This is a genomic window from Streptomyces sp. NPDC107538 (assembly GCF_055657445.1).
Map to the genome: position 1 here is coordinate 11858 of NZ_JBVKAY010000021.1, position 17748 is coordinate 29605.

At 72.6% G+C, this 17748-nt stretch carries 16 protein-coding genes; 2 read left to right on the forward strand and 14 right to left on the reverse strand.

The genetic code is table 11. The features are described 5' to 3' along the window. Nucleotides 1-112: 112 nt before the first annotated feature. The 5 genes from ACZ7MG_RS40255 to ACZ7MG_RS40275 all read right to left on the reverse strand — a co-directional run bounded on the left by ACZ7MG_RS40255 (nt 113) and on the right by ACZ7MG_RS40275 (nt 3997). On the reverse strand, nt 113-817 hold the full coding sequence (locus tag ACZ7MG_RS40255; RefSeq protein ID WP_471395060.1) for a polysaccharide deacetylase family protein: 705 nt from the start codon (nt 815-817) through the stop codon (nt 113-115). Further along, the gene (locus tag ACZ7MG_RS40260) at nt 814-1518 is read right to left on the reverse strand and encodes a glycoside hydrolase family 11 protein (RefSeq protein WP_471395062.1); all 705 of its coding nucleotides are present in this window, start codon (nt 1516-1518) and stop codon (nt 814-816) included. The genes ACZ7MG_RS40255 and ACZ7MG_RS40260 overlap by 4 nt, the downstream gene beginning before the upstream one ends. Nucleotides 1519-1725: 207 nt before the next feature. After that, entirely contained in the window at nt 1726-2352 is a 627-nt protein-coding gene (locus ACZ7MG_RS40265) for a TetR/AcrR family transcriptional regulator (protein WP_471395064.1), read from the reverse strand. A 93-nt stretch (nt 2353-2445) separates the two neighbouring features. After that, nucleotides 2446-2733 (reverse strand): YiaA/YiaB family inner membrane protein, encoded by a 288-nt coding sequence (locus ACZ7MG_RS40270; RefSeq protein ID WP_471395065.1) that lies wholly within the window; start codon nt 2731-2733, stop codon nt 2446-2448. A gap of 112 nt (nt 2734-2845) precedes the next feature. After that, nucleotides 2846-3997 carry an acyl-CoA dehydrogenase family protein gene (locus ACZ7MG_RS40275; RefSeq protein WP_471395067.1) on the reverse strand — a complete coding sequence of 384 codons (1152 nt, stop codon included), beginning with the start codon at nt 3995-3997 and terminating at the stop codon, nt 2846-2848. A 73-nt stretch (nt 3998-4070) separates the two neighbouring features. Between ACZ7MG_RS40275 and ACZ7MG_RS40280 the strand changes: the two genes are divergently transcribed. Together ACZ7MG_RS40280 and ACZ7MG_RS40285 are read left to right on the forward strand one after the other, a co-directional pair. Next, entirely contained in the window at nt 4071-4718 is a 648-nt protein-coding gene (locus ACZ7MG_RS40280; RefSeq protein ID WP_471395068.1) for a TetR/AcrR family transcriptional regulator, read from the forward strand. 108 nt (nt 4719-4826) lie between these two features. After that, the gene (locus tag ACZ7MG_RS40285) at nt 4827-5804 is read left to right on the forward strand and encodes a DMT family transporter (protein ID WP_471395070.1); all 978 of its coding nucleotides are present in this window, start codon (nt 4827-4829) and stop codon (nt 5802-5804) included. A gap of 13 nt (nt 5805-5817) precedes the next feature. Here the strand turns inward: ACZ7MG_RS40285 and ACZ7MG_RS40290 are convergent, their stop codons facing one another. The 9 genes from ACZ7MG_RS40290 to ACZ7MG_RS40330 form a co-directional block, all read right to left on the reverse strand. Continuing rightward, nucleotides 5818-7143, reverse strand: a complete 1326-nt coding sequence (locus tag ACZ7MG_RS40290) for an MFS transporter (protein WP_471395071.1) — start codon at nt 7141-7143, stop codon at nt 5818-5820. Nucleotides 7144-7377: 234 nt separating this feature from the next. Further along, nucleotides 7378-8463, reverse strand: coding sequence for a Zn-dependent alcohol dehydrogenase (locus ACZ7MG_RS40295; protein ID WP_471395072.1), 1086 nt, complete (start codon nt 8461-8463; stop codon nt 7378-7380). Nucleotides 8464-8495: 32 nt separating this feature from the next. Further along, entirely contained in the window at nt 8496-9884 is a 1389-nt protein-coding gene (locus ACZ7MG_RS40300) for an aldehyde dehydrogenase family protein (protein ID WP_471395073.1), read from the reverse strand. 137 nt (nt 9885-10021) lie between these two features. Further along, a complete protein-coding gene (locus ACZ7MG_RS40305; protein ID WP_471395074.1) occupies nt 10022-10516 on the reverse strand; it encodes a DUF3574 domain-containing protein in 495 nt (164 codons plus the stop codon). 123 nt (nt 10517-10639) lie between these two features. Beyond that, nucleotides 10640-11221, reverse strand: a complete 582-nt coding sequence (locus ACZ7MG_RS40310) for a class F sortase (protein WP_471395234.1) — start codon at nt 11219-11221, stop codon at nt 10640-10642. 553 nt (nt 11222-11774) lie between these two features. Next, nucleotides 11775-12401 (reverse strand): hypothetical protein, encoded by a 627-nt coding sequence (locus ACZ7MG_RS40315; protein WP_471395076.1) that lies wholly within the window; start codon nt 12399-12401, stop codon nt 11775-11777. A 100-nt stretch (nt 12402-12501) separates the two neighbouring features. After that, nucleotides 12502-13752, reverse strand: coding sequence for an MFS transporter (locus ACZ7MG_RS40320; RefSeq protein WP_471395077.1), 1251 nt, complete (start codon nt 13750-13752; stop codon nt 12502-12504). A 43-nt stretch (nt 13753-13795) separates the two neighbouring features. Next, nucleotides 13796-15280, reverse strand: a complete 1485-nt coding sequence (locus tag ACZ7MG_RS40325; protein WP_471395078.1) for a CitMHS family transporter — start codon at nt 15278-15280, stop codon at nt 13796-13798. A gap of 121 nt (nt 15281-15401) precedes the next feature. Further along, nucleotides 15402-17669: a molybdopterin oxidoreductase family protein gene (locus tag ACZ7MG_RS40330; RefSeq protein WP_471395079.1), complete on the reverse strand. Its 2268-nt coding sequence runs from the start codon at nt 17667-17669 to the stop codon at nt 15402-15404. Nucleotides 17670-17748: the final 79 nt, after the last annotated feature.

Genomic DNA, 17748 nt, shown 5'->3' on the forward strand with positions numbered 1-17748 from the left:
AGAGGGTGAAGAAAGGCAGGTGTGTGGGGGGGGGTCGGTATCCAGGCACCATTTCTAACCACCGGACGCCCTGTGGTGCGGTGGCCCCCCCCACCCCACCACAGGTGAGGCCCTAACCGGGTGCGACCGCGCGTCCGGTCTGCGGCGAGATCATGCCGGCGCACAGGCCGCGACCGGCCAGTCCCTGGGCGATGCGCGGGATCGCCGCGAGGGTGTTCGCGGACCAGTCGTGCATGAGGATGACCTGGCCGTTGGTGAGCCGGGCGGCGGCCTGCACGATCGCGTCCGTACTAGCCCCGTTCCAGTCCTGCGAGTCGACCTGCCAGAGGATCTCGGTCAGGCCGTACCGGGCGGCGACGGACTTCACCGTCGCGTTGGTCTCGCCGTACGGCGGCCGGAACAGCTTCGGGGTGCCGCCGCCCGCCCCCGCGACGGCCTGCTGGGTGCGGGAGATCTCCGAGTCGATCTGCGCCTGGCTCAGCCGGGTCAGATGCGGGTGGGTGTAGCTGTGGTTGGCCACCCACATCCCGGCGGTGACCTGGGCCCGCACCTGGGCGGGGTTGGCGGCGGCGTACTGACCCTGGTTGAACATGGTGGCCCGCAGCCCGTTGTTCCGGAGTGCGTTGAGCAGGGCCGGGGTGTTGCCGGACGGGCCGTCGTCGAACGTGAGCCCGACATAGCCGGTGCAGGCCGCGGCCCGCGCCGGGGCCGCCTCGGCGGATGTGAGCGCGAGCGGGGCGATGCTCGCCAGGACCGCGGCGACGACGGCCGCCCGTCCGCCCGGGAGACGGGACGGGCGGCGCGCCGCGGTGCTCACGCGGCCACCGTGATGCTGGAGTTGCCGCTGCTCCGGTAGCCCTCGGTGGCCATGATCATGTAGTAGCGGAAGCTGCCGAGGGGCATTCCGGCGCGGGCCCAGGCGTCGAAGTGGGTGCCGGTGGTGATGCTGCCGCCCGTCCGCTTCGACTGACGGACGCTCCAGTACTGGTCGAAGGTGCGGGTGCCCTCGACGGACGGGGCGTTGTACCGCGTGGTCTTGTAGATGTCGTAGGTGCCGCCGTCGCTGGTGACCGTGCCCTTGTACGTGCCGGTGGGCCGGTAGGTGCCCCAGTTGTCGACGATGTAGTACTCGATGAGCGGACTGGCCGTCCAGCCGTAGAGCGTCAGATAGGCGTTGCCGGACGGGTTGAAGCTGCCCGAGTAGCGCACGGTCCGGCGGGAGCCGTTGCTCCAGCCCTTGCCGGCGACGAAGTTCCCGGTGTTGCTCCAGGAGGTCCGGTAACTGCCGCCGGCGGACAGGGTCATGGAGACCGTGCCCGGGGCGTCGGTCCAGAAGGAGTAGTAGAAGCCGTTGTCGGTGCCGGTCCGGTTGCTGGTGACGACCGTGTCCGCCCGGGCGGTGCCGGGCAGGGCCACCGTGGTCGCGGCGGCCAGCGCGGTCGCGCCGAGGCCGCCCAGGAAGAGCCTGCGGCTCGGCGGCTGGCTGGGAGTGGCTGCGGGTGCGGGTGCGTCGTTCATACGCGCGCGTCCTCCTCGGGGCTCGTGGGGGTTCGCCCTGTCACCCGGGGAGTGTTGGCCTGCCCCTGCCAACTGTCAATGCTTTCGGCACTGATCCCGAAACATTCGCGAGCCGCACCAGCGAAGACGCGCCAAGACCGTCGAAAGGGGGATCGGACGCCCGCCCCTACTCTTCGAATGTTTCGAAGAGGCGGCCGATCGCCCGTGTCACTTGCTCGCGCCCACCATGCGCAGCACGAGGTCGGCGTACAGGGTGCCCACCTCGTCCGGGGTGCGGGGGCCGTTGACGTTGAACCAGCGGGCCACGTCGATGCAGAGGGAGAGGACGGCGACGGTGGTGCCGCGGACGTCGGGGACGTCGAAGTCACCGGAGGCGACACCGTCCTCGATGATGCCGCGCACGGCCGCGTCGTTCTCCCGGCGGAGGGTGACGATCTCGGCGCGGGCGTCGGGGCCGAGGGCGTCCAGCTCGTACTGGACGACACGGGCGACGGTGTGCTGACCTGCGTGCCAGCGGACGAAGGAGCGTACGGCCTCGGCGAGGCGGTCGGCCGGACTGCCCTCGCCCCGGGCCGCGGTGCGCAGCACGTCGAGGGCCTTCTCGTGGCCGATGCGGCTGATCCGGTGGAGCAGCTCTTCCTTCGTCTTGTAGTGGATGTACAGCGCGGCGGGGCTCATCCCCGCGCGGCCCGCGATGTCACGGGTCGTCGTCGCGTGGTAGCCCCGTTCGGCGAAGGCCTCCACGGCGGCCACCAGCAGCCGCCGGGCCGCGTCCGGGTTGACCTCGCCCCACGGCTGCGGTTCGTCGCCCGCCGGGTCCTGCGCCGTACTCATCGCTCGTTCGCCCCTTCCGATGGCTGGGCACCACCATACCGCCGAGGGTGAGCGAGCGCTTAGAAGGCCCGTTCAGGGCGGTCGGTGCCGGGCTCAGAGCTTCTCGAAGGGGTCGTGTTCGGCGAGGAGCTTCTCCAGTCTGGCCTGGTCGACCCGGCTGACGATCCGCCCGGCCTCCTGGCGGTCGCGGATCACCTTGGCCAGGGTGAAGGACGAGGTCACGAGGTAGAGGACCGCGATGGCCAGGAAGGCGCGGACCCAGGTGTCGGCGTCGAGGTGGTAGATGCCGACGGTGGTGGCCGCCATGGCGGCGGCGAAGGAGGCGACGGCCTGGCCGTAGAAGGCCGCCGTGTTCTGCTGCTTGACCGGTGTCTCACTCATGGGGACATGGTTCGGCAGGTGTGGTGCGGCCCACATCCGTGCGGGTACTCAGATCGGCGCACGGTGCGGGCCCGCGTACTCAGGATGGCGCGGAACCGCTGACGGCCTCGGCTCAGAATGCCGAAACCCCGGTCAGCGCACGTCCGATGAGCAGTTTCTGTATCTGGCTGGTGCCCTCGTAGAGGGTCATCACGCGGGCGTCGCGCAGGAGTTTCCCGGCGGGATACTCGTCGATGTAGCCGTAGCCGCCGAAGACCTGGAGGGCGTTGTTCGCGGCGCGGACGGCGGCCTCGGAGGCAAAGAGCTTGGCCTTGCTCGCCTCGGTGGCGAAGGGCTGCCCCCGGTCGACGAGGTCGGCGACGCGCCAGGTCAGCAGGCGGGCCGCGTCGACGTCCACCGCGATGTCGCTGAGCAGTTCCTGGACGAGCTGGTGATGGGCGATGGACCTGCCGAACTGCTCGCGCTCGCCCGCGTACCGCACCGCCACGTCCAGCGCGGCCTGGGCGATGCCGACGCAGCCGGCGGCGACCGACATCCGGCCCTTGGCGAGCGCGGACATGGCGACGGTGAAGCCCTTGCCCTCCGGGCCGAGCAGGGCGGCGGCGGGGACCCGGACGTCCTCCAGGACCAGTTCGGCGGTGGCCTGGCCGCGCAGGCCGAGCTTGCCGTGCAGGGCGCGGCGGGTCAGGCCGGGGGTGTCGGTGGGGACGAGGAAGGCGGAGACGCCCTTGTGGCCGGGGGCGTCGGTGGAGCGGGCGAAGAGGAGGACGACGTCCGCCCAGGTGCCGTTGGTGATGAACATCTTGGTGCCGCTGATGACGAAGTCGTCGCCGTCGCGGACGGCCCGGGTGGCGAGGTTGCCCGCGTCGGAGCCGGTGCCCGGTTCGGTGAGGCCGAAGCAGCCGAGGTACTCCCCCGCCGTGAGCCCCGGCAGCCAACGGCGCTTCTGCTCCTCGTCGCCCCAGGCCGCGATCGTCTTCGCGACCAGGCCCAGGGAGACGGAGACGATGCCGCGCACGGAGGAGTCACCGCGGCCGAGCTCCTCGGTGACCAGGCAGTACGCGAGATGGTCGCCGCCGGAGCCGCCGTACTCCTCGTCGACGGTGAGCCCGAGGAAGCCGACCTCGCCGAGCTTCTTCACGATGCCCCGGTCGACGTTCTCGGCACGGTCCCAGGCGATGACGTGCGGGGCGATCTCGCGCTCCACGAAGTCTCGCGCGAGTCGGCGTACGGCGGTCTGCTCCTCGCTGAGCTCCAGGTTCACACGGCCCGCCTCTCATCCGTTCCCGCTTAAATTACCACTGCTAGTTTTACTGTGCAGCCCTACTATGTGCGCCATGGCCCGACCGCGCAAGCCCCTGCTGAGCACCGACCGCATCGTGGAGACGGCGCGGGCGCTGGTCGACGCGGAGGGGCTGGCGGCGGTCTCCACGCGCCGGCTCGCCGCCGAGCTGGGGGTGAGCGGGCCCTCCCTCTACAACCACTTCCGCACCATGGACCAGATCCTGGAGGCGGTCGCCGACTCGGTGAGCGCGCAGGTCGATCTGTCGATGTTCGAGGACGGGCGGGACTGGCGGACCGCGCTGCACGACTGGGCGGTCTCCTACCGGGCCGCCCTGCGCGACCATCCGAACATCGTGCCCGTCCTCGCCCGGGGGCCCGGACGGCGGCCCGCCGGTCTGAAGGTCGCCGACGTCGTGTTCGGGGCGATGGTCGCGGCGGGGTGGCCTGCCGCGCACGCCACCTCCATCGGGGCGTTGCTGCGGTACTTCATCATGGGCTCCGCGGTCGGGTCGTTCGCCGGGGGCTTCGTGGACGACCGGAGCGCGTACGACCCGGCCGACTATCCCCATCTCGGGCAGGCCCATCTGCTGGCCGAGCAGCAGGAGAAGGTGGACGAGCGGGCGTTCGAGGTGGGGTTGCGGGCGCTGCTGGACGGGCTGGAGCGGCAGTACGAGGAGGTCGCGCGGCCGTCCGGTTCCTAGGCGTCCGGTGCTGCTGTCGAGCGGCCGGGGTCGCGGTGGAAGCCATCGGCACGTGGGCGTCCGAAAACCGCGAGCCTCCGGCGCACTCCCCCGCCTAGCCTCGACCCCATGACTGACGACTCCCGGGCCACGCCCACCCGCAGGACCGAGCTGCTCGCGGCGGGGGCGGCCGCCGTCACCGTGGTGCTGTGGGCGTCGGCGTTCGTGTCGATCCGGAGCGCCGGGGAGGCGTACTCGCCGGGCGCGCTGGCGCTCGGGCGGTTGCTGGCCGGGGCGGTGGCCCTGGGGGCGATCTGGGCGTGGCGCCGGGAGGGGCCCCCGCCGAGGGCCGCGTGGCGGGGCATCGCGGTGTCCGGGGTGCTGTGGTTCGGCTTCTACATGGTCGCCCTGAACTGGGGCGAGCAGCAGGTCGACGCGGGCACGGCGGCGCTGGTGGTGAACATCGGGCCGATCCTCATCGCGCTGCTCGGCGCCCGGCTGCTGGGCGACGCGATGCCGCCCCGGCTGCTGGCCGGTATGGCGGTGTCGTTCGCGGGCGCGGTCGCCGTGGGGCTGTCGATGTCCGGCGAGGGCGGCGCCTCGGTGCTGGGCGTCGTCCTCTGTGTCCTCGCGGCCGTCGGGTACGCGGGCGGGGTCGTCGCACAGAAGCCCGCGCTGGGTTCGGCGAGCCCGCTCCAGGTGACCACCTTCGGCTGCCTCGCCGGGGCGGTGGTGTGTCTGCCGTTCGCCGGGCAGCTGTGGCAGGAGGCGGCGGACGCGCCGGTCTCGGCGACCCTCAACATGGTCTACCTGGGCGTCTTCCCGACCGCCCTCGCCTTCACCACCTGGGCGTACGCCCTGGCCCGGACGACCGCGAGCCGCATGGGCGCGACCACGTACGCCGTGCCCGCCCTGGTCGTCCTGATGTCCTGGCTGGCACTGGGCGAGGTACCGGGACCGCTCACCCTGGCCGGGGGCGCGCTCTGCCTGGCGGGGGTGGCGGTCTCCCGGTCCCGGGCACGCACCCGGGAGGTGCTCCCCGGCGCGGGGGCCGCGGCCCCGGACGCCGTTCCGGAACCGCGACCCGGGCCGCGTTCGCGAGGCTAGGGCCCCGCCGGGGCTAGCCGTCCGCTCGTGTACTCGCCCTCCCCGCGAGGATCTTGATCGAGATCAGGGCGATCACCGAGAGGCCGATGATGTACGCCGACACGGACAGGGACGTGTCGGTGGTCTCCAGGAGGATGACCATCAGGAACGGGGCGAGGCCGCCGCCGAGGACCGCCGCGATCTGGTAGCCGAGGGAGGCGCCGGTGTAGCGCATCTCCGGGGTGAACAGTTCGGCGAACAGGGCGGCCTGGGGCCCGTACATGATGCTGAGGAAGCAGCCCGCGACGAAGGTGCTCACGGCGAGCCACACCAGGGAGCCGGTGTCGATGAGCAGGAACATCGGGACGGCCCACACGGCGATGCCGGCCGCGCCGAAGGCGTAGATCCGGATCCGGCCGAGGCGGTCGGAGAGGGCAGCGGCGGCGGGGATCAGCACCAGCTGGGTGAGGCTGACGCAGAGGGAGACGGCGAGGACCGCGCTGCGCTCCATGCCGAGTTCGCGGGTGGTGTAGTCGAGGACGCCGGTGATGAGGATGTAGAAGGTCGCGGTGTTCACGGCGAAGGAGCCGCCCGCCAGGAAGACCGTGCCGAGATGGCCCCGGAGGATCGTCCTGAGCGGGGAACTCTTCTCCCCGCTCTCCTTCTCCGCCAACTCCCGCTCCGCCGCGCGGAATTCGGGGGTCTCCTCGACATGGCGGTGGATGTACCAGGCGAGGCCGAGGACGAACAGGCCGACCAGGAAGGGCACCCGCCAGCCCCAGGCGGAGAACGCCGTGTCGCTGGTGGCGGCGCCCACGACGAGGAACATCGTGTTGGCGCTCACCACACCGATGGGGACGCCGAGCTGGACGAAGCTGCCGTACACCCCGCGCTTGCCCTCGGGGGCGTACTCGGTGGCCAGCAGCATCGCGCCGCCCCACTGGGCGCCGACGGCGATGCCCTGGGCGACGCGGAGCAGGACCAGCAGGATCGGAGCGGCGATCCCGATGGTCTCGTACGTGGGGAGGAGGCCGATGCCGGTGGTGGCGAGGCCCATCAGGGTGAGGGCCATGACCAGCATCGGCTTGCGGCCCCGCTTGTCGCCGAGGTGACCGGCGACGATGCCGCCGAGGGGTCGGGCGAGGAAGCCGACGGCGAAGGTGGCGAACGCGGCGAGGACTCCCGCGGAGGAGCTGCCGGCCGGGAAGTAGAGGTCGCCCAGGACGAGGGCGGCGGCTATGCCGAAGACGAAGTAGTCGTACCACTCGACCGCCGAGGCGAGGGCCGCGGCGGTGGCCACCTTGCGGTGGCTCTGGGGGCGGGGAGTGGTGACGGGGGAGGAAACGGGAGCGGTGTCCATGCGAGCACACTCCGATGGGTGCGGGGACGTTCCGGGGAACGTACTGACCGGACGGTATGTAGGTCAACGGTCGTGCGCGGATGGATTTACCGGGGCGGGGGTGGTTTGTTCGGGCGCGGGTGGGCGGGGGTTGCTCGCGCAGTTCCCCGCGCCCCTAAAAGACTCCGGGCGCGACCCGTGCTTTTTAGGGGCGCGGGGAACTGCGCGACCAGCCCCCACCCACCCGCAGCCGCATCAGAACGTCACCAAGGCCCGGCCGCCCTTGCCCGCTCGCATGTTGTCGAAGGCCACCGGGATGTCGTCCAGGGAGATGCGGTCGGTCACCAGGGTGGACAGGTCGAGGCGGCCGGCGTTGATGTGGTCGGCGAGGACGGGGAGGTCCCGGGCCGGGTCGGAGTTGCCGTAGACGCAGCCGGAGAGGGTGCGGCCCCAGTGGAAGAGTTCCAGCGCGTTGAAGGTGACCTGCTGGTCCTTGCCGCCGATGCCGACGACGGTGGTGCGGCCACCGCGCCGGGTCGACTCCCAGGCCGTACGGATGGTGACCGCGCGGCCCACGCACTCCACGGCGACGTCCACGCCCTGCTTGCCGGTGAGCGCGCGGATCTCCCGGGCGGTCTCCTCGGAGGCGACGACGTACTCCGTGGCTCCCGCCGCCCGCGCCAACTCCTCCTTCGCCGGGGAGACGTCCACGGCGACGATCCGGGACGCGCCCGCGATCCGCGCCGCCTGCAGCGCGGCCAGCCCGACGCCGCCCACCCCGAACACGGCGACGGTCTCGCCCTGACGGACCCGCGCCGAGTGGTGGACCGCGCCGTAGCCCGTGAGGACGGCGCAGCCGAGCAGCGCCGCGTCGGTGAGCGGAACACCGGCCGGGGCGGGCAGCACGCACCCGGCGGCCACGACGGTCTCCTCCGCGAAGGCGGCCACGTTGAGGCCGGGGTGGAGGTCGGCGCCGTCGGAGGCGCGGCGGGCGTACACGTTCCCGGCGCCGACCAGCGCGTTCGCGCACAGCCACACCTCGCCGAGCGAGCAGGCGTGACAACTCCCACAGGACGGGGCCCAGTTGAGGACCACACCGTCGCCGGGGGCGACATGACCGACCCCGTCGCCGACCGCGAGGACCGTGCCCGCGCCCTCGTGGCCGAGGACCGCGGGCACCGGCACGCGCATGGTCCCGTCGGACAGCGACAGATCGGAGTGGCAGACCCCGGCCGCGGCGAGCCGCACCCGGACCTGGCCGGGCCCGGGGTCCGGCAGCTCGATCCCGGTGATCTCCAGCGTGGCCCCGACGGCGAGCAGGACGGCGGCGCGAACGGCCATGGTGCGACTCTCCTCGGATGCGCTCGGACCGGTCAGAACTGGAGGGACTTGGTCTGCAGGTACTCCGTCAGGCCGTGCGCGCCCAGTTCGCGCCCCACCCCGGACTGCTTGTAACCGCCGAACGGGGCCAGCGGGTTGAAGCGCCCGCCGTTGATGTCGACCTGACCGGTGTCCATGCGGCGGGCGAAGGCCACGGCCTCGCTCTCGTCACCGGCCCAGACCGCGCCGGCCAGCCCGTACACCGTGCCGTTGGCGATGCGCAGGGCGTCGTCCTCGTCCTCGTAGCGCAGGATCGACAGGACCGGGCCGAAGATCTCCTCCTGGGCGATCGTCATCTCCGGGGTCACGTCGGCGAAGACGGTGGGGCTGACGAAGTAGCCCTGCTCGCGCGGGGGTTCGGCGCCGCCCGCGACCAGGCGGGCGCCCTCGGCGACACCCTTGTCGATGTAACCCCGCACCCGCTCCTGCTGCTTGGCGTTGACCAGCGGGCCGATCCGGTCGCCGTACTTCGCGGCGGCCTGCGCGGCCAGCTCCACGGCTTCGTCGTACCGGGAGGTGTGGACGAGCATCCGGGTCCAGGCGCTGCATGTCTGGCCGGAGTTGGACATGACGTTGGCGACGCCGACGCTCACCGCCTTGGCGAGGTCGGCGCTCGGGAGGATGACGTTGGCGGACTTGCCGCCGAGTTCCAGGGCCACCTTCTTGATCGCGGCCCCGGCGGTCGCGGCGATGCGCCGGCCCACCGCCGTGGAGCCGGTGAAGGAGACCAGGTCGACGCCCACGTGCTCGGCGAGCGCCTGTCCGGCGACCGGTCCGAGCCCGGTGACCAGGTTGAACACCCCGGCGGGCAGGCCCGCCTCATGGACGGCCTCGGCGAAGAGCTGTGCGACGAGCGGGGTGTCCTCGGCGGGCTTCAGGACGACCGTGCAGCCGGCGGCGAGGGCCGGGGCGACCTTGGCGACGATCTGGTGCAGCGGGTAGTTCCAGGGGGTGATCGCGCCGACGACGCCGATGGGCTCATGGTGGACGGTCGAGTTGCCGACCCGCTCCTCGAAGGCGTGCTTCGCGGCCAGGTCGGCGTACGAGCCGGCGACGGCGACCGGAAGGTCCGCGTGCACCTTCTGGGAGAACGGCAGCGGCGAGCCCAGTTCGGCCGTCACCGTCTCCGCGATCTCCTCGCGGCGCCCGGCGAGCGCGTCGCGCAGGGCGCCGATCAGCGCACCCCGTTCGGCGGGCGGGGTCGCGGCCCAGCCGGGCAGGGCGGCGCGGGCCGCGCGTACGGCGTCGTCGACGTCCTCGGCGGTGCCCGCCGGGACCCGGGCGATGACCTGCTCGTCGGCCGGGTTCACGACCTCGATCGTGTCGGTCCCGGCGGCGGGCCGCCAGCTGCCGCCGATGTACATGCCGTCGTGTGCCTTCATCCTGCTGCCTCCCGGGCGGGCGTGGTCGTCCGCCCCAAAAACTAGCCCTGATAGTTTTCCGGCACCAGAGCATCGGGGAGTGAGGCAGGACTCGTCCGAGGCACCGGGGGCGAAGGGAGGCGGGTGGCCGCCTCGCCTCAGAAGTCGACCCGCTTCCTGTCGTCGACCCGCGCCACCGCCTCCTGCGCGAACTCCTTCAGATAGTCGCCCCGGATCTCCTCGATCTTCCGGTCGTTCACGGCGGCGGCCGACACCGGATACAGCAGGACCAGCTCGTACGACCGCTCCTTCTCGATCGTCCCGCTCGCGTCCCGCCACTGCCCGCGCCCTTCCCGGACGGTCAGGCCGTCCGGAAACCCGGGGGTGACCTCCCGGTCGACGAAGGCCATGAACTGCTCGTCGGTGACGGCCGGACCACCGTCGGGCCGCTCGGTGCCGAAGAGAAGCCGCGTCTCGACGTACGGCGTCCCGCGCGCCGGGGCGACCACGGAACCGGTGGGGGCGTCCTCGGCGAGGGTCGCGTACGCGGACGGGGCGGCGACGGTCAGCAGACAGACGGTGGCCGCGAGGGCGACCCGGGCGCGGGTGAGGCGGCGGGGACGAGGACCGGGAGAGGTGGGGTGCGTATGCATGGGTCCACCTCTAGCGGGACCACCGGTTCCGGTTCCGTCGGCCGCGCCGGGGCCGGGCCGTGGGTGATCCCGTACGCCCCCGGGGGCTCGCCGCACCGCGTGTCGCGCGCCCCGCGCGCCCGTTCACGGCTTGCGCGCTGGCTCCCGGGTCGCGGTGAGGTGGGCGAAGACGACGACGTTGCTCCCGTACCCCTTCCGCCGGTCGTACGTGCCGCCGCAGGTGATCAGCCGCAGCTCGGGACGGCCGCGGTGGCCGTACACCTGCTTGCTGGGGAAGCGGTCCTTCTCGTACGACTTCACGGCGTCCACGGTGTAGACGGCGGTGCGGCCGTCGGCTCGCAGGACCTCCACGACACGGCCGGGCTTGATCACGTCCAGGGCGGCGAAGACGGCGGGGCCGGTCCGGGTGTCCCGGTGCCCGACGACGACCGCCGTGCCGGGCCCGCCGGGCGCGGGCCCCTCCTCGTACCAGCCGACCAGCTTGGGCCTGTCGTCCGGCGGCGCGGGGAGCCGCCGTCGCGCGTCCAGGCGCAGCCCGATCACCGGGGCCTCGATACCGAGGTACGGGATGGTGACGGTCTTCGCCGGGGAGGCGGGCAGCGTACGGGGCCGGGCGGGTCGCTTCGGCCCGGCCGCCTTGGAGGGTGCCGCGGGCGCCGGCGCGGCGGGGGTGACGGGTGCCGGTGCGGTGGGGGTGGCCGGCACCGGCCTCGCGGGGTCGGCGGACGCCGGTCCGGTCGGCGTGGCGGGGGTGGGCCACGTCGGCGGGGCGGACGTCTGGCTCTCCGACTGCCCACGCGCGTCGGTGCGGTCGGCCGCCGGATCGGTGGGAGCGGTCGGAGCGGTGGGAGCGGTCGGGGCGGTGGGAGCGGTCGGATCGGTGGGAGCGGTGGGAGCGGTCGGGGCGGTGGGAGCGGTCGGGGCGGTGGGGACGGCGGGGGTGGTGGAGGCGGTCCGGTCGGCGGGTTCGCCGTGCCCGGCGGATGCGGTCGCCCCGGCCGAGGCGCTTCCCCCGGCGGGCCCGCCCCGCCCGTCGGGCTCGGCCCCTTCGGCCCGCCGGCCGGGGTGCGACCCCTGGGGCTCGGCGCGCTCCGGATCGTCGGGCGGTGGGGGCGTGAAGTACAGGGACGCCTCGGCGGAATCGGTCCGTTCCCTGTCCTCCGCCAGGTGGACGCCGCCCACCACCAGTGCGACGGTCATCGCGACCGTCCGCGTCAGGCGGTAGGCGCGCGTCCGGTACCAGGGCCTCGGCCGGCGTCTACGCGGCGCCATCGGCGCGGCGACGGCGCAGCCGCAGATAGGCCACGCCGCCGACCGCGGCGAGGCCCACGGCCGCCGCGCCGGCGACCGGCGAGAAGTTCTGGGTCAGGGCGAGACCGCCACCGCCGGCCGGGACGGCGCCTTCGGGACCGGCGAGACCGGCGAGCGGGCAGTCGACGTTGATCGCCCTGCGCCCCTCCTCCAGCGCCCCGCCGATGGTCCTCCAGGTGAGCACGTAGTCGCCGTCGGGCAGCCGTGCCGCGTTCTCGGGCGCGACGGGGACGCTGTGGCCGGTGCCGTCGGCGGCGAGGGTGATCTCACCCGTGGCGACGGGGTCGGTGCGCGGCGCGGGGGGCTGGTTGTCGATGGTCCAGGCGATGCGCTGCGACGGCGTGGTGTCCTCGGGGAAGTTGAAGGCCGAGAGATAGAAGTCGCAGACCAGCGGCTGGTTGCGCTGGTTGTCGAACGGGAAGCCCACCTTGTGGATCACGACGTCGGGGTCGCCCGGGGCGGCGACGGCGGCCGGTGCCGTGATCAGGCTGGCTCCCGTGACGGTGAGTGCCGCGAGGACGGCGGCGGCACTCGCGCGCACTCCGGCGGGGCGCGGGCGGGACGAGGTGGACATGCAGAACCTCCGAGTCAGACGATTTTCACACAAATCGCTCTTTCGCCTGACTCTCTGTCACATCACACCGGACACGGGGGGAGCCGCGCCCGACGCCCCGTCAGATGTCCCCCTTCCGGCCCAGGGCCGCGCCGGGCGGCGCGCTCTCCGTCGTCGCCTTCCCCCGCGCGCCGCTCCCCCGCCCCGGCTCCGCCGGTGAGCGCAGGGCGATACCCGCCGACACCAGCAGCAGCGCGCCGAGCATCACGAACGGCGCGGCCACACCCGCGACCCCGGCGATCAGACCGGCCGCGGCGGGCGCACCGGCCTGCCCCAGCCGGTTCCCCGTCAGCCGCAGCGCCAGGGCGGTGGACCGGGCCTCGTCCGGCGCGGCCTGCACCACCGTCGTCATGGACAGCGGCTGTCCGACCCCGAGGCAGAAGCCGAGGGCGGCGAGGATCAGGGCCAGCGCCCACACCGGGACCGGCAGCGCGATCCCGGCGCAGAGCACGGCGCCGAGCACACAGGTGACGGTGAGCAGCGCGGTGCGGCCGAGCAGGCGCAGCATGGGGGTCATCACCAGCCGGCAGGCGATGGTGGCCGCCGCGCGCAGGCTCAGCAGGAGGCCGATCACCGAGGGGGCGATGCCCCGGTGCTCGCCGACCACCGGCAGATACGCGGTGAGGATGTCCGTCGCCGACAGCACGGCGAGGCTGATGAAGATGCCGCCGGGCACACCACGGGTCCGCAGTATCCGGTGCACCGGGACCCGATCGCCCCGCGCCGTACGGGACTTGGGGTCGAGGGGGCGCTCTATCCGCCACAGCGAGGTGAACGAGACCGACGCCCCCGCACCGGCCACCACCAGCGCCAGGGCGCTGGTCCGGGCCATGTCCTGGCCGCCGATCAGCGCGCCCGCGGCGACGGGTCCGACGAGTTGGCCGAGGGAGGCGCCGATGGTGAAGTGGCCGAAGTTACGGTCGTGTTCGTGCGGCGCGGACTGGCGGGCCACGAGCGACTGGGCGCCGATCACGAAGGAGAGGTGGCCGAGGCCCATCACTCCGCTCCATACGGCCATCGCCGGAAGGGAGTTGGCCAGGCCGCTCAGCACACAGCCGCCGGATATGAGGACGACGCCGATCGGCAGCAGGGGCGCGCACCGGCCCTGGTCCGTCCTGCGGCCGAGCGGAACGGCGGCGAACAGCGGGAGCAGGGCGTAGACCCCCGCGATCACACCGATCGCCCGCTCGTCGGCGCCCAGCGCGAGGGCCCGGTAGGACACGGCGGGCCTGGCCATCGACACCGCCCCCTGCGCGAAGCTGAAGGCGATGACGAGGCGGAGCAGCCAGCCGCGGTTCCTACCGGGCCTCACGATGCGGGTCCTCCTTGGGGAAGTTCACGCCGGGACGCACGGCTCAGATGATGCCGAACAGCACGCCCGCCGCCAGGATGATCAGCGAGGTCGCCGCCGCCCACTTCACCACGAACTTCGTGTGGTCGCCGAACTCGACCTTCGCCATACCGACGAGCACGTACACGGCGGGCACCAGCGGGCTGGACATGTGCAGCGGCTGGCCGACGAGGGAGGCGCGGGCGATCTCCAGCGGCGACACCCCGTGCGCGGCACCGGCCTCGGCGAGGACCGGCAGGACACCGAAGTAGAAGCCGTCGTTGGACATGAAGTAGGTGAGCGGCAGGCTCAGGAAGCCGGTGACGAGGGCCATGTGCGGGCCCATGCCGCCGGGGATGCCGTCGACGATCCATTTCGCCATCGAGTCGACCATGCCGGTGCCCTGGAGGACGCCGGTGAAGACGGCGGCGGCGAAGACCATCCCGGAGACGTTGAGGACGTTGTCCGCGTGGGCGGCGAGCCGTTCCTTCTGGTCGGGGATGTGGGGGAAGTTGACCGTCAGGGCGAGCGCGGCGCCGAGCAGGAAGAGCACCGGGATCGGCAGCAACTCCATGATCATGGCGGTGAGCAGCGCGACCGTGAGCAGTGCGTTGAACCAGTACAGCTTGGGGCGCAGCGTCGGGCGGTTGGGGTCCAGGCCTTGGAGGCGGGCGTCGTCCTCGTCGTCGTCCTCGGCATCGGCGTCGGTGCCGGAGCCCGCGCCGCCCGTGGTCTTCGCCGTACGGCCCTTGTCGTCACCGGCGCCGGAACCCGCGGCGGAGGCGGCGGAGCCGCCGGCGGCGACCAGGACGGTCTCCTCGGTCGCGGACTTCGCCTCGTCTCCGTCGGTGTCCTTGAGGATCTTCTCCTGCTCCAGCACCTCGTCGAGGCTCAGCACCCCGAGGCGCTTGCGCTCGCGCAGGCCGAGGAAGTAGGCGAGGACGAAGACGAAGAGCAGACCGACGAGGAGCGCGGGGATCATCGGGACGAAGATGTCGCCGGCGTCGAGCTTGAGCGCGGTGGCGGCGCGGGCGGTCGGGCCGCCCCAGGGCAGCGTGTTCATCACGCCGTTGGCGGTGGCGGCGACACCGGTCATCACGACCAGGCTCATCTTCAGGCGCTTGTACAGCGGGTACATCGCCGAGACGGTGATCATGAAGGTGGTCGAGCCGTCGCCGTCCAGGGAGACGATCGCGGCGAGCAGGGCCGTGCCGACGACGATGCGCAGCGGGTCGGCCTTGCAGAACTTCAGGATGCCCCGGACGATCGGGTCGAAGAGACCCACGTCGATCATCAGGCCGAAGTAGACGATGGCGAACATCAGCATCGCGGCGGTGGGCGCGAGGTTGCCCACCCCCTCGATGACGTAGTCGCCGAGATGGGCTCCCTTTCCGACGAACACGCAGAAGAGCGCGGGGATCAGTACGAGCGCCGCGATCGGCGACATCTTCTTCATCATGATCAGGACCAGGAAGGTCGCGATCATGGCGAAGCCGAGGATGGTCAACATGTGGATACCTAACGTTCGCCCTTGAACTCCCACCAGGGCACCGGCGGTGCGACGACGTTAGGGCGGGCCCACAAGCCTTAACAAGACGTTGACATGCGAGCAATAAGAGCAGAACTCCAGGTCACAGCGTTGCGCCTGCTCGGGCGGTGACTGGGGCCAGCTCCACGGGGATGCCGTTGAGGACCGCGTTGCCCGACAGCGGGTCGAGCAGGGAGCCGTCGAGGAGCTGGTTGACGTTGACTCCGGGGTCGATCGCCGCGTGGCTCATCCGGGTGCCGGGACGGTCGTGTCCCCAGCCGTGCGGAAGGCTCACGACACCACGGCGTACGACGTCGGTGACCTCGACGGGAGCGGTGACCTCTCCCCCGGCGCCCTTGACGCGTACGGCGTCCCCGTCGGCGAGGCCGAGGCGGCTCGCGTCGTCGGGGTGGAGGTGCAGGGTGCAGCGGTTGGTGCCGCCGGTGAGGGCGGGGATGTTGTGCAGCCAGCTGTTGTTGGAGCGGAGGTGGCGGCGGCCGATGAGGACCAGGCCGTCGGGGCGCTCCCGGAGGGCGGTGTGGAGCCTCGGCAGGTCGTCGGCGATCGGCCGCGGGAGCAGCTCGATCTTGCCGCTGACCGTCTTCAGCGGCTGCGGCAGCCGTGGCTTCAGCGGTCCGAGGTCGATGCCGTGCGGGTGGGCGAGCACCTTCGCGAGGGTCAGGCCCTCCGGGTCGGCGCCGAAGCCGTCGCCGTACGGGCCGAGGCGGAGCATCAGGTCGAGGCGGCGCTCGGGGCCGGTGTCGCCCGTGAGCAGGGCGGCGAGTTCCTTGGGGTCGCGGCCGTGGACGGGTGAGTGGGCCTCCTTCACGGCCTTGCCGAGGGTCTGGCTGATGACCAGGTCGTCCACGGCGGAGGGGTCGGCGCCGTGCATGCCGGTGGCGGCGAGGACGAGGCGCGCGAGGATCTCCGTCTCGGCCATGCGGCCGTCCTCCAGGGGGACGGCGGCGCGGTTGTAGCGGACCTGGTTGCGGACGGCCAGGGTGTTGAGCGCGAAGTCGTAGTGCGGGGCCTGGGAGGGCGGGGGCGGCGGCAGGACGACGTCGGCGTGGCGGGCGGTCTCGCCCAGATAGGGGTCGACGCTGACCATGAAGTCCAGGGAGTCGAGGGCCTTGTCGAGGCGGTCGCCGTCGGGGGCGGAGAGCACCGGGTTGGCGGCGATCGTGACGAGGGCGCGGATCGGGGCGCCCTCGGGGGTGGCGGTGTCGATCTCCTCGGCGAGCGCGGACAGCGGCAGTTCGCCCTTGGCCTCGGGGTGGCCGCCGACCCGGCTGTGCCAGCGGCCGAGCGCGAAGCCGTGGCCGGGGCCGGCGGGCCGGGGCGTCTTGTCGGTGGCGGACTGCGGGAAGAGCGCGCCGCCGGGCCGGTCGAGGTTGCCGGTGAGGATGTTGAGGACGTCGACCAGCCAGCTGGCGAGGGTACCGTGCGGGACGGTGCAGCTGCCGATGCGGCCGTATACGGCGGCGGTGGGCGCGGCGGCCAGTTCGCGGGCCAGCGCGCGGACGGTGTCCGCGTCGACGTCACAGGCGTCGGCGACCGCCTCGGGCGTGAACTCCCTTACGGTGGCGGCCAGTTCCTCGACGCCCTGCACATGCGGGGCGAGGTGTCCCAGGTCGACGAGGTCCTCCTCGAAGAGGACGTACGTCATCGCCGCGAGCAGCAGCGCGTCCGTGCCGGGGCGGATCGCCACATGCCGGTCGGCGAGCTTGGCCGTACGGGTCGTGCGCGGGTCGACGACGGTGAGGGTGCCGCCGCGCGCCTTGAGGGCCTTGAGCTTGCCGGGGAAGTCGGGGGCGGTGCACAGACTGCCGTTGGACTCCAGCGGGTTGGCGCCGAGGAGCAGCAGATGGTCGGTGCGGTCCAGGTCGGGTACGGGGATGGCGTGGGCGTCGCCGTAGAGCAGGCCGCTGGAGACGTGCTTGGGCATCTGGTCGACCGTGGAGGCGGTGAAGAGGCTGCGGGTGCCGAGTCCGGCGAGCAGGACGGGCGGGTAGAGGGCGCCGGCCACGGTGTGGACGTTCGGGTTGCCGAGGACGACACCGACGGCGTTGGGCCCGTGGGCCTCGACGACGGGCCGGATGCCGGCGGCGACGGCGTCGAAGGCCTCCTGCCAGGTGGCCTCCCGCAGTTCGCCGTCCCTGCGGACCAGTGGGGTGCGCAACCGGTCCGGGTCGCCGTCGGCCGCGCCCAGGGAGGCGCCCTTCGGGCAGATGAACCCCTTGCTGAACACGTCGTCCCGGTCGCCGCGCGCCTTGGTCACCCGGGTGCCCTCGATGGTCAGGGTGAGCCCGCAGGTCGCCTCGCAGAGGGGGCAGATCCGCAGGGCGGTGCGGGAGTCGGTGGTGGTGGACACGGGTCCTCCCGGAGGGGCGGCGGCGACGGTGACGCTCGGACGGGGGCCGCGCACCAGGAGGCACGCGGCACCGAGGCCG

Coding starts and splice junctions, on each gene's coding strand:
- ACZ7MG_RS40295 (WP_471395072.1), bottom strand. CDS start 8,463: ATGGCCGTTCGCGCCGCCGTCCTGCTCGCCGTCGGGGCCACGCTGGAG.
- ACZ7MG_RS40260 (WP_471395062.1), bottom strand. CDS start 1,518: ATGAACGACGCACCCGCACCCGCAGCCACTCCCAGCCAGCCGCCGAGC.
- ACZ7MG_RS40325 (WP_471395078.1), bottom strand. CDS start 15,280: ATGTTGACCATCCTCGGCTTCGCCATGATCGCGACCTTCCTGGTCCTG.
- ACZ7MG_RS40290 (WP_471395071.1), bottom strand. CDS start 7,143: ATGGACACCGCTCCCGTTTCCTCCCCCGTCACCACTCCCCGCCCCCAG.
- ACZ7MG_RS40300 (WP_471395073.1), bottom strand. CDS start 9,884: ATGAAGGCACACGACGGCATGTACATCGGCGGCAGCTGGCGGCCCGCC.
- ACZ7MG_RS40305 (WP_471395074.1), bottom strand. CDS start 10,516: ATGCATACGCACCCCACCTCTCCCGGTCCTCGTCCCCGCCGCCTCACC.
- ACZ7MG_RS40285 (WP_471395070.1), top strand. CDS start 4,827: ATGACTGACGACTCCCGGGCCACGCCCACCCGCAGGACCGAGCTGCTC.
- ACZ7MG_RS40280 (WP_471395068.1), top strand. CDS start 4,071: ATGGCCCGACCGCGCAAGCCCCTGCTGAGCACCGACCGCATCGTGGAG.
- ACZ7MG_RS40270 (WP_471395065.1), bottom strand. CDS start 2,733: ATGAGTGAGACACCGGTCAAGCAGCAGAACACGGCGGCCTTCTACGGC.
- ACZ7MG_RS40265 (WP_471395064.1), bottom strand. CDS start 2,352: ATGAGTACGGCGCAGGACCCGGCGGGCGACGAACCGCAGCCGTGGGGC.
- ACZ7MG_RS40315 (WP_471395076.1), bottom strand. CDS start 12,401: ATGTCCACCTCGTCCCGCCCGCGCCCCGCCGGAGTGCGCGCGAGTGCC.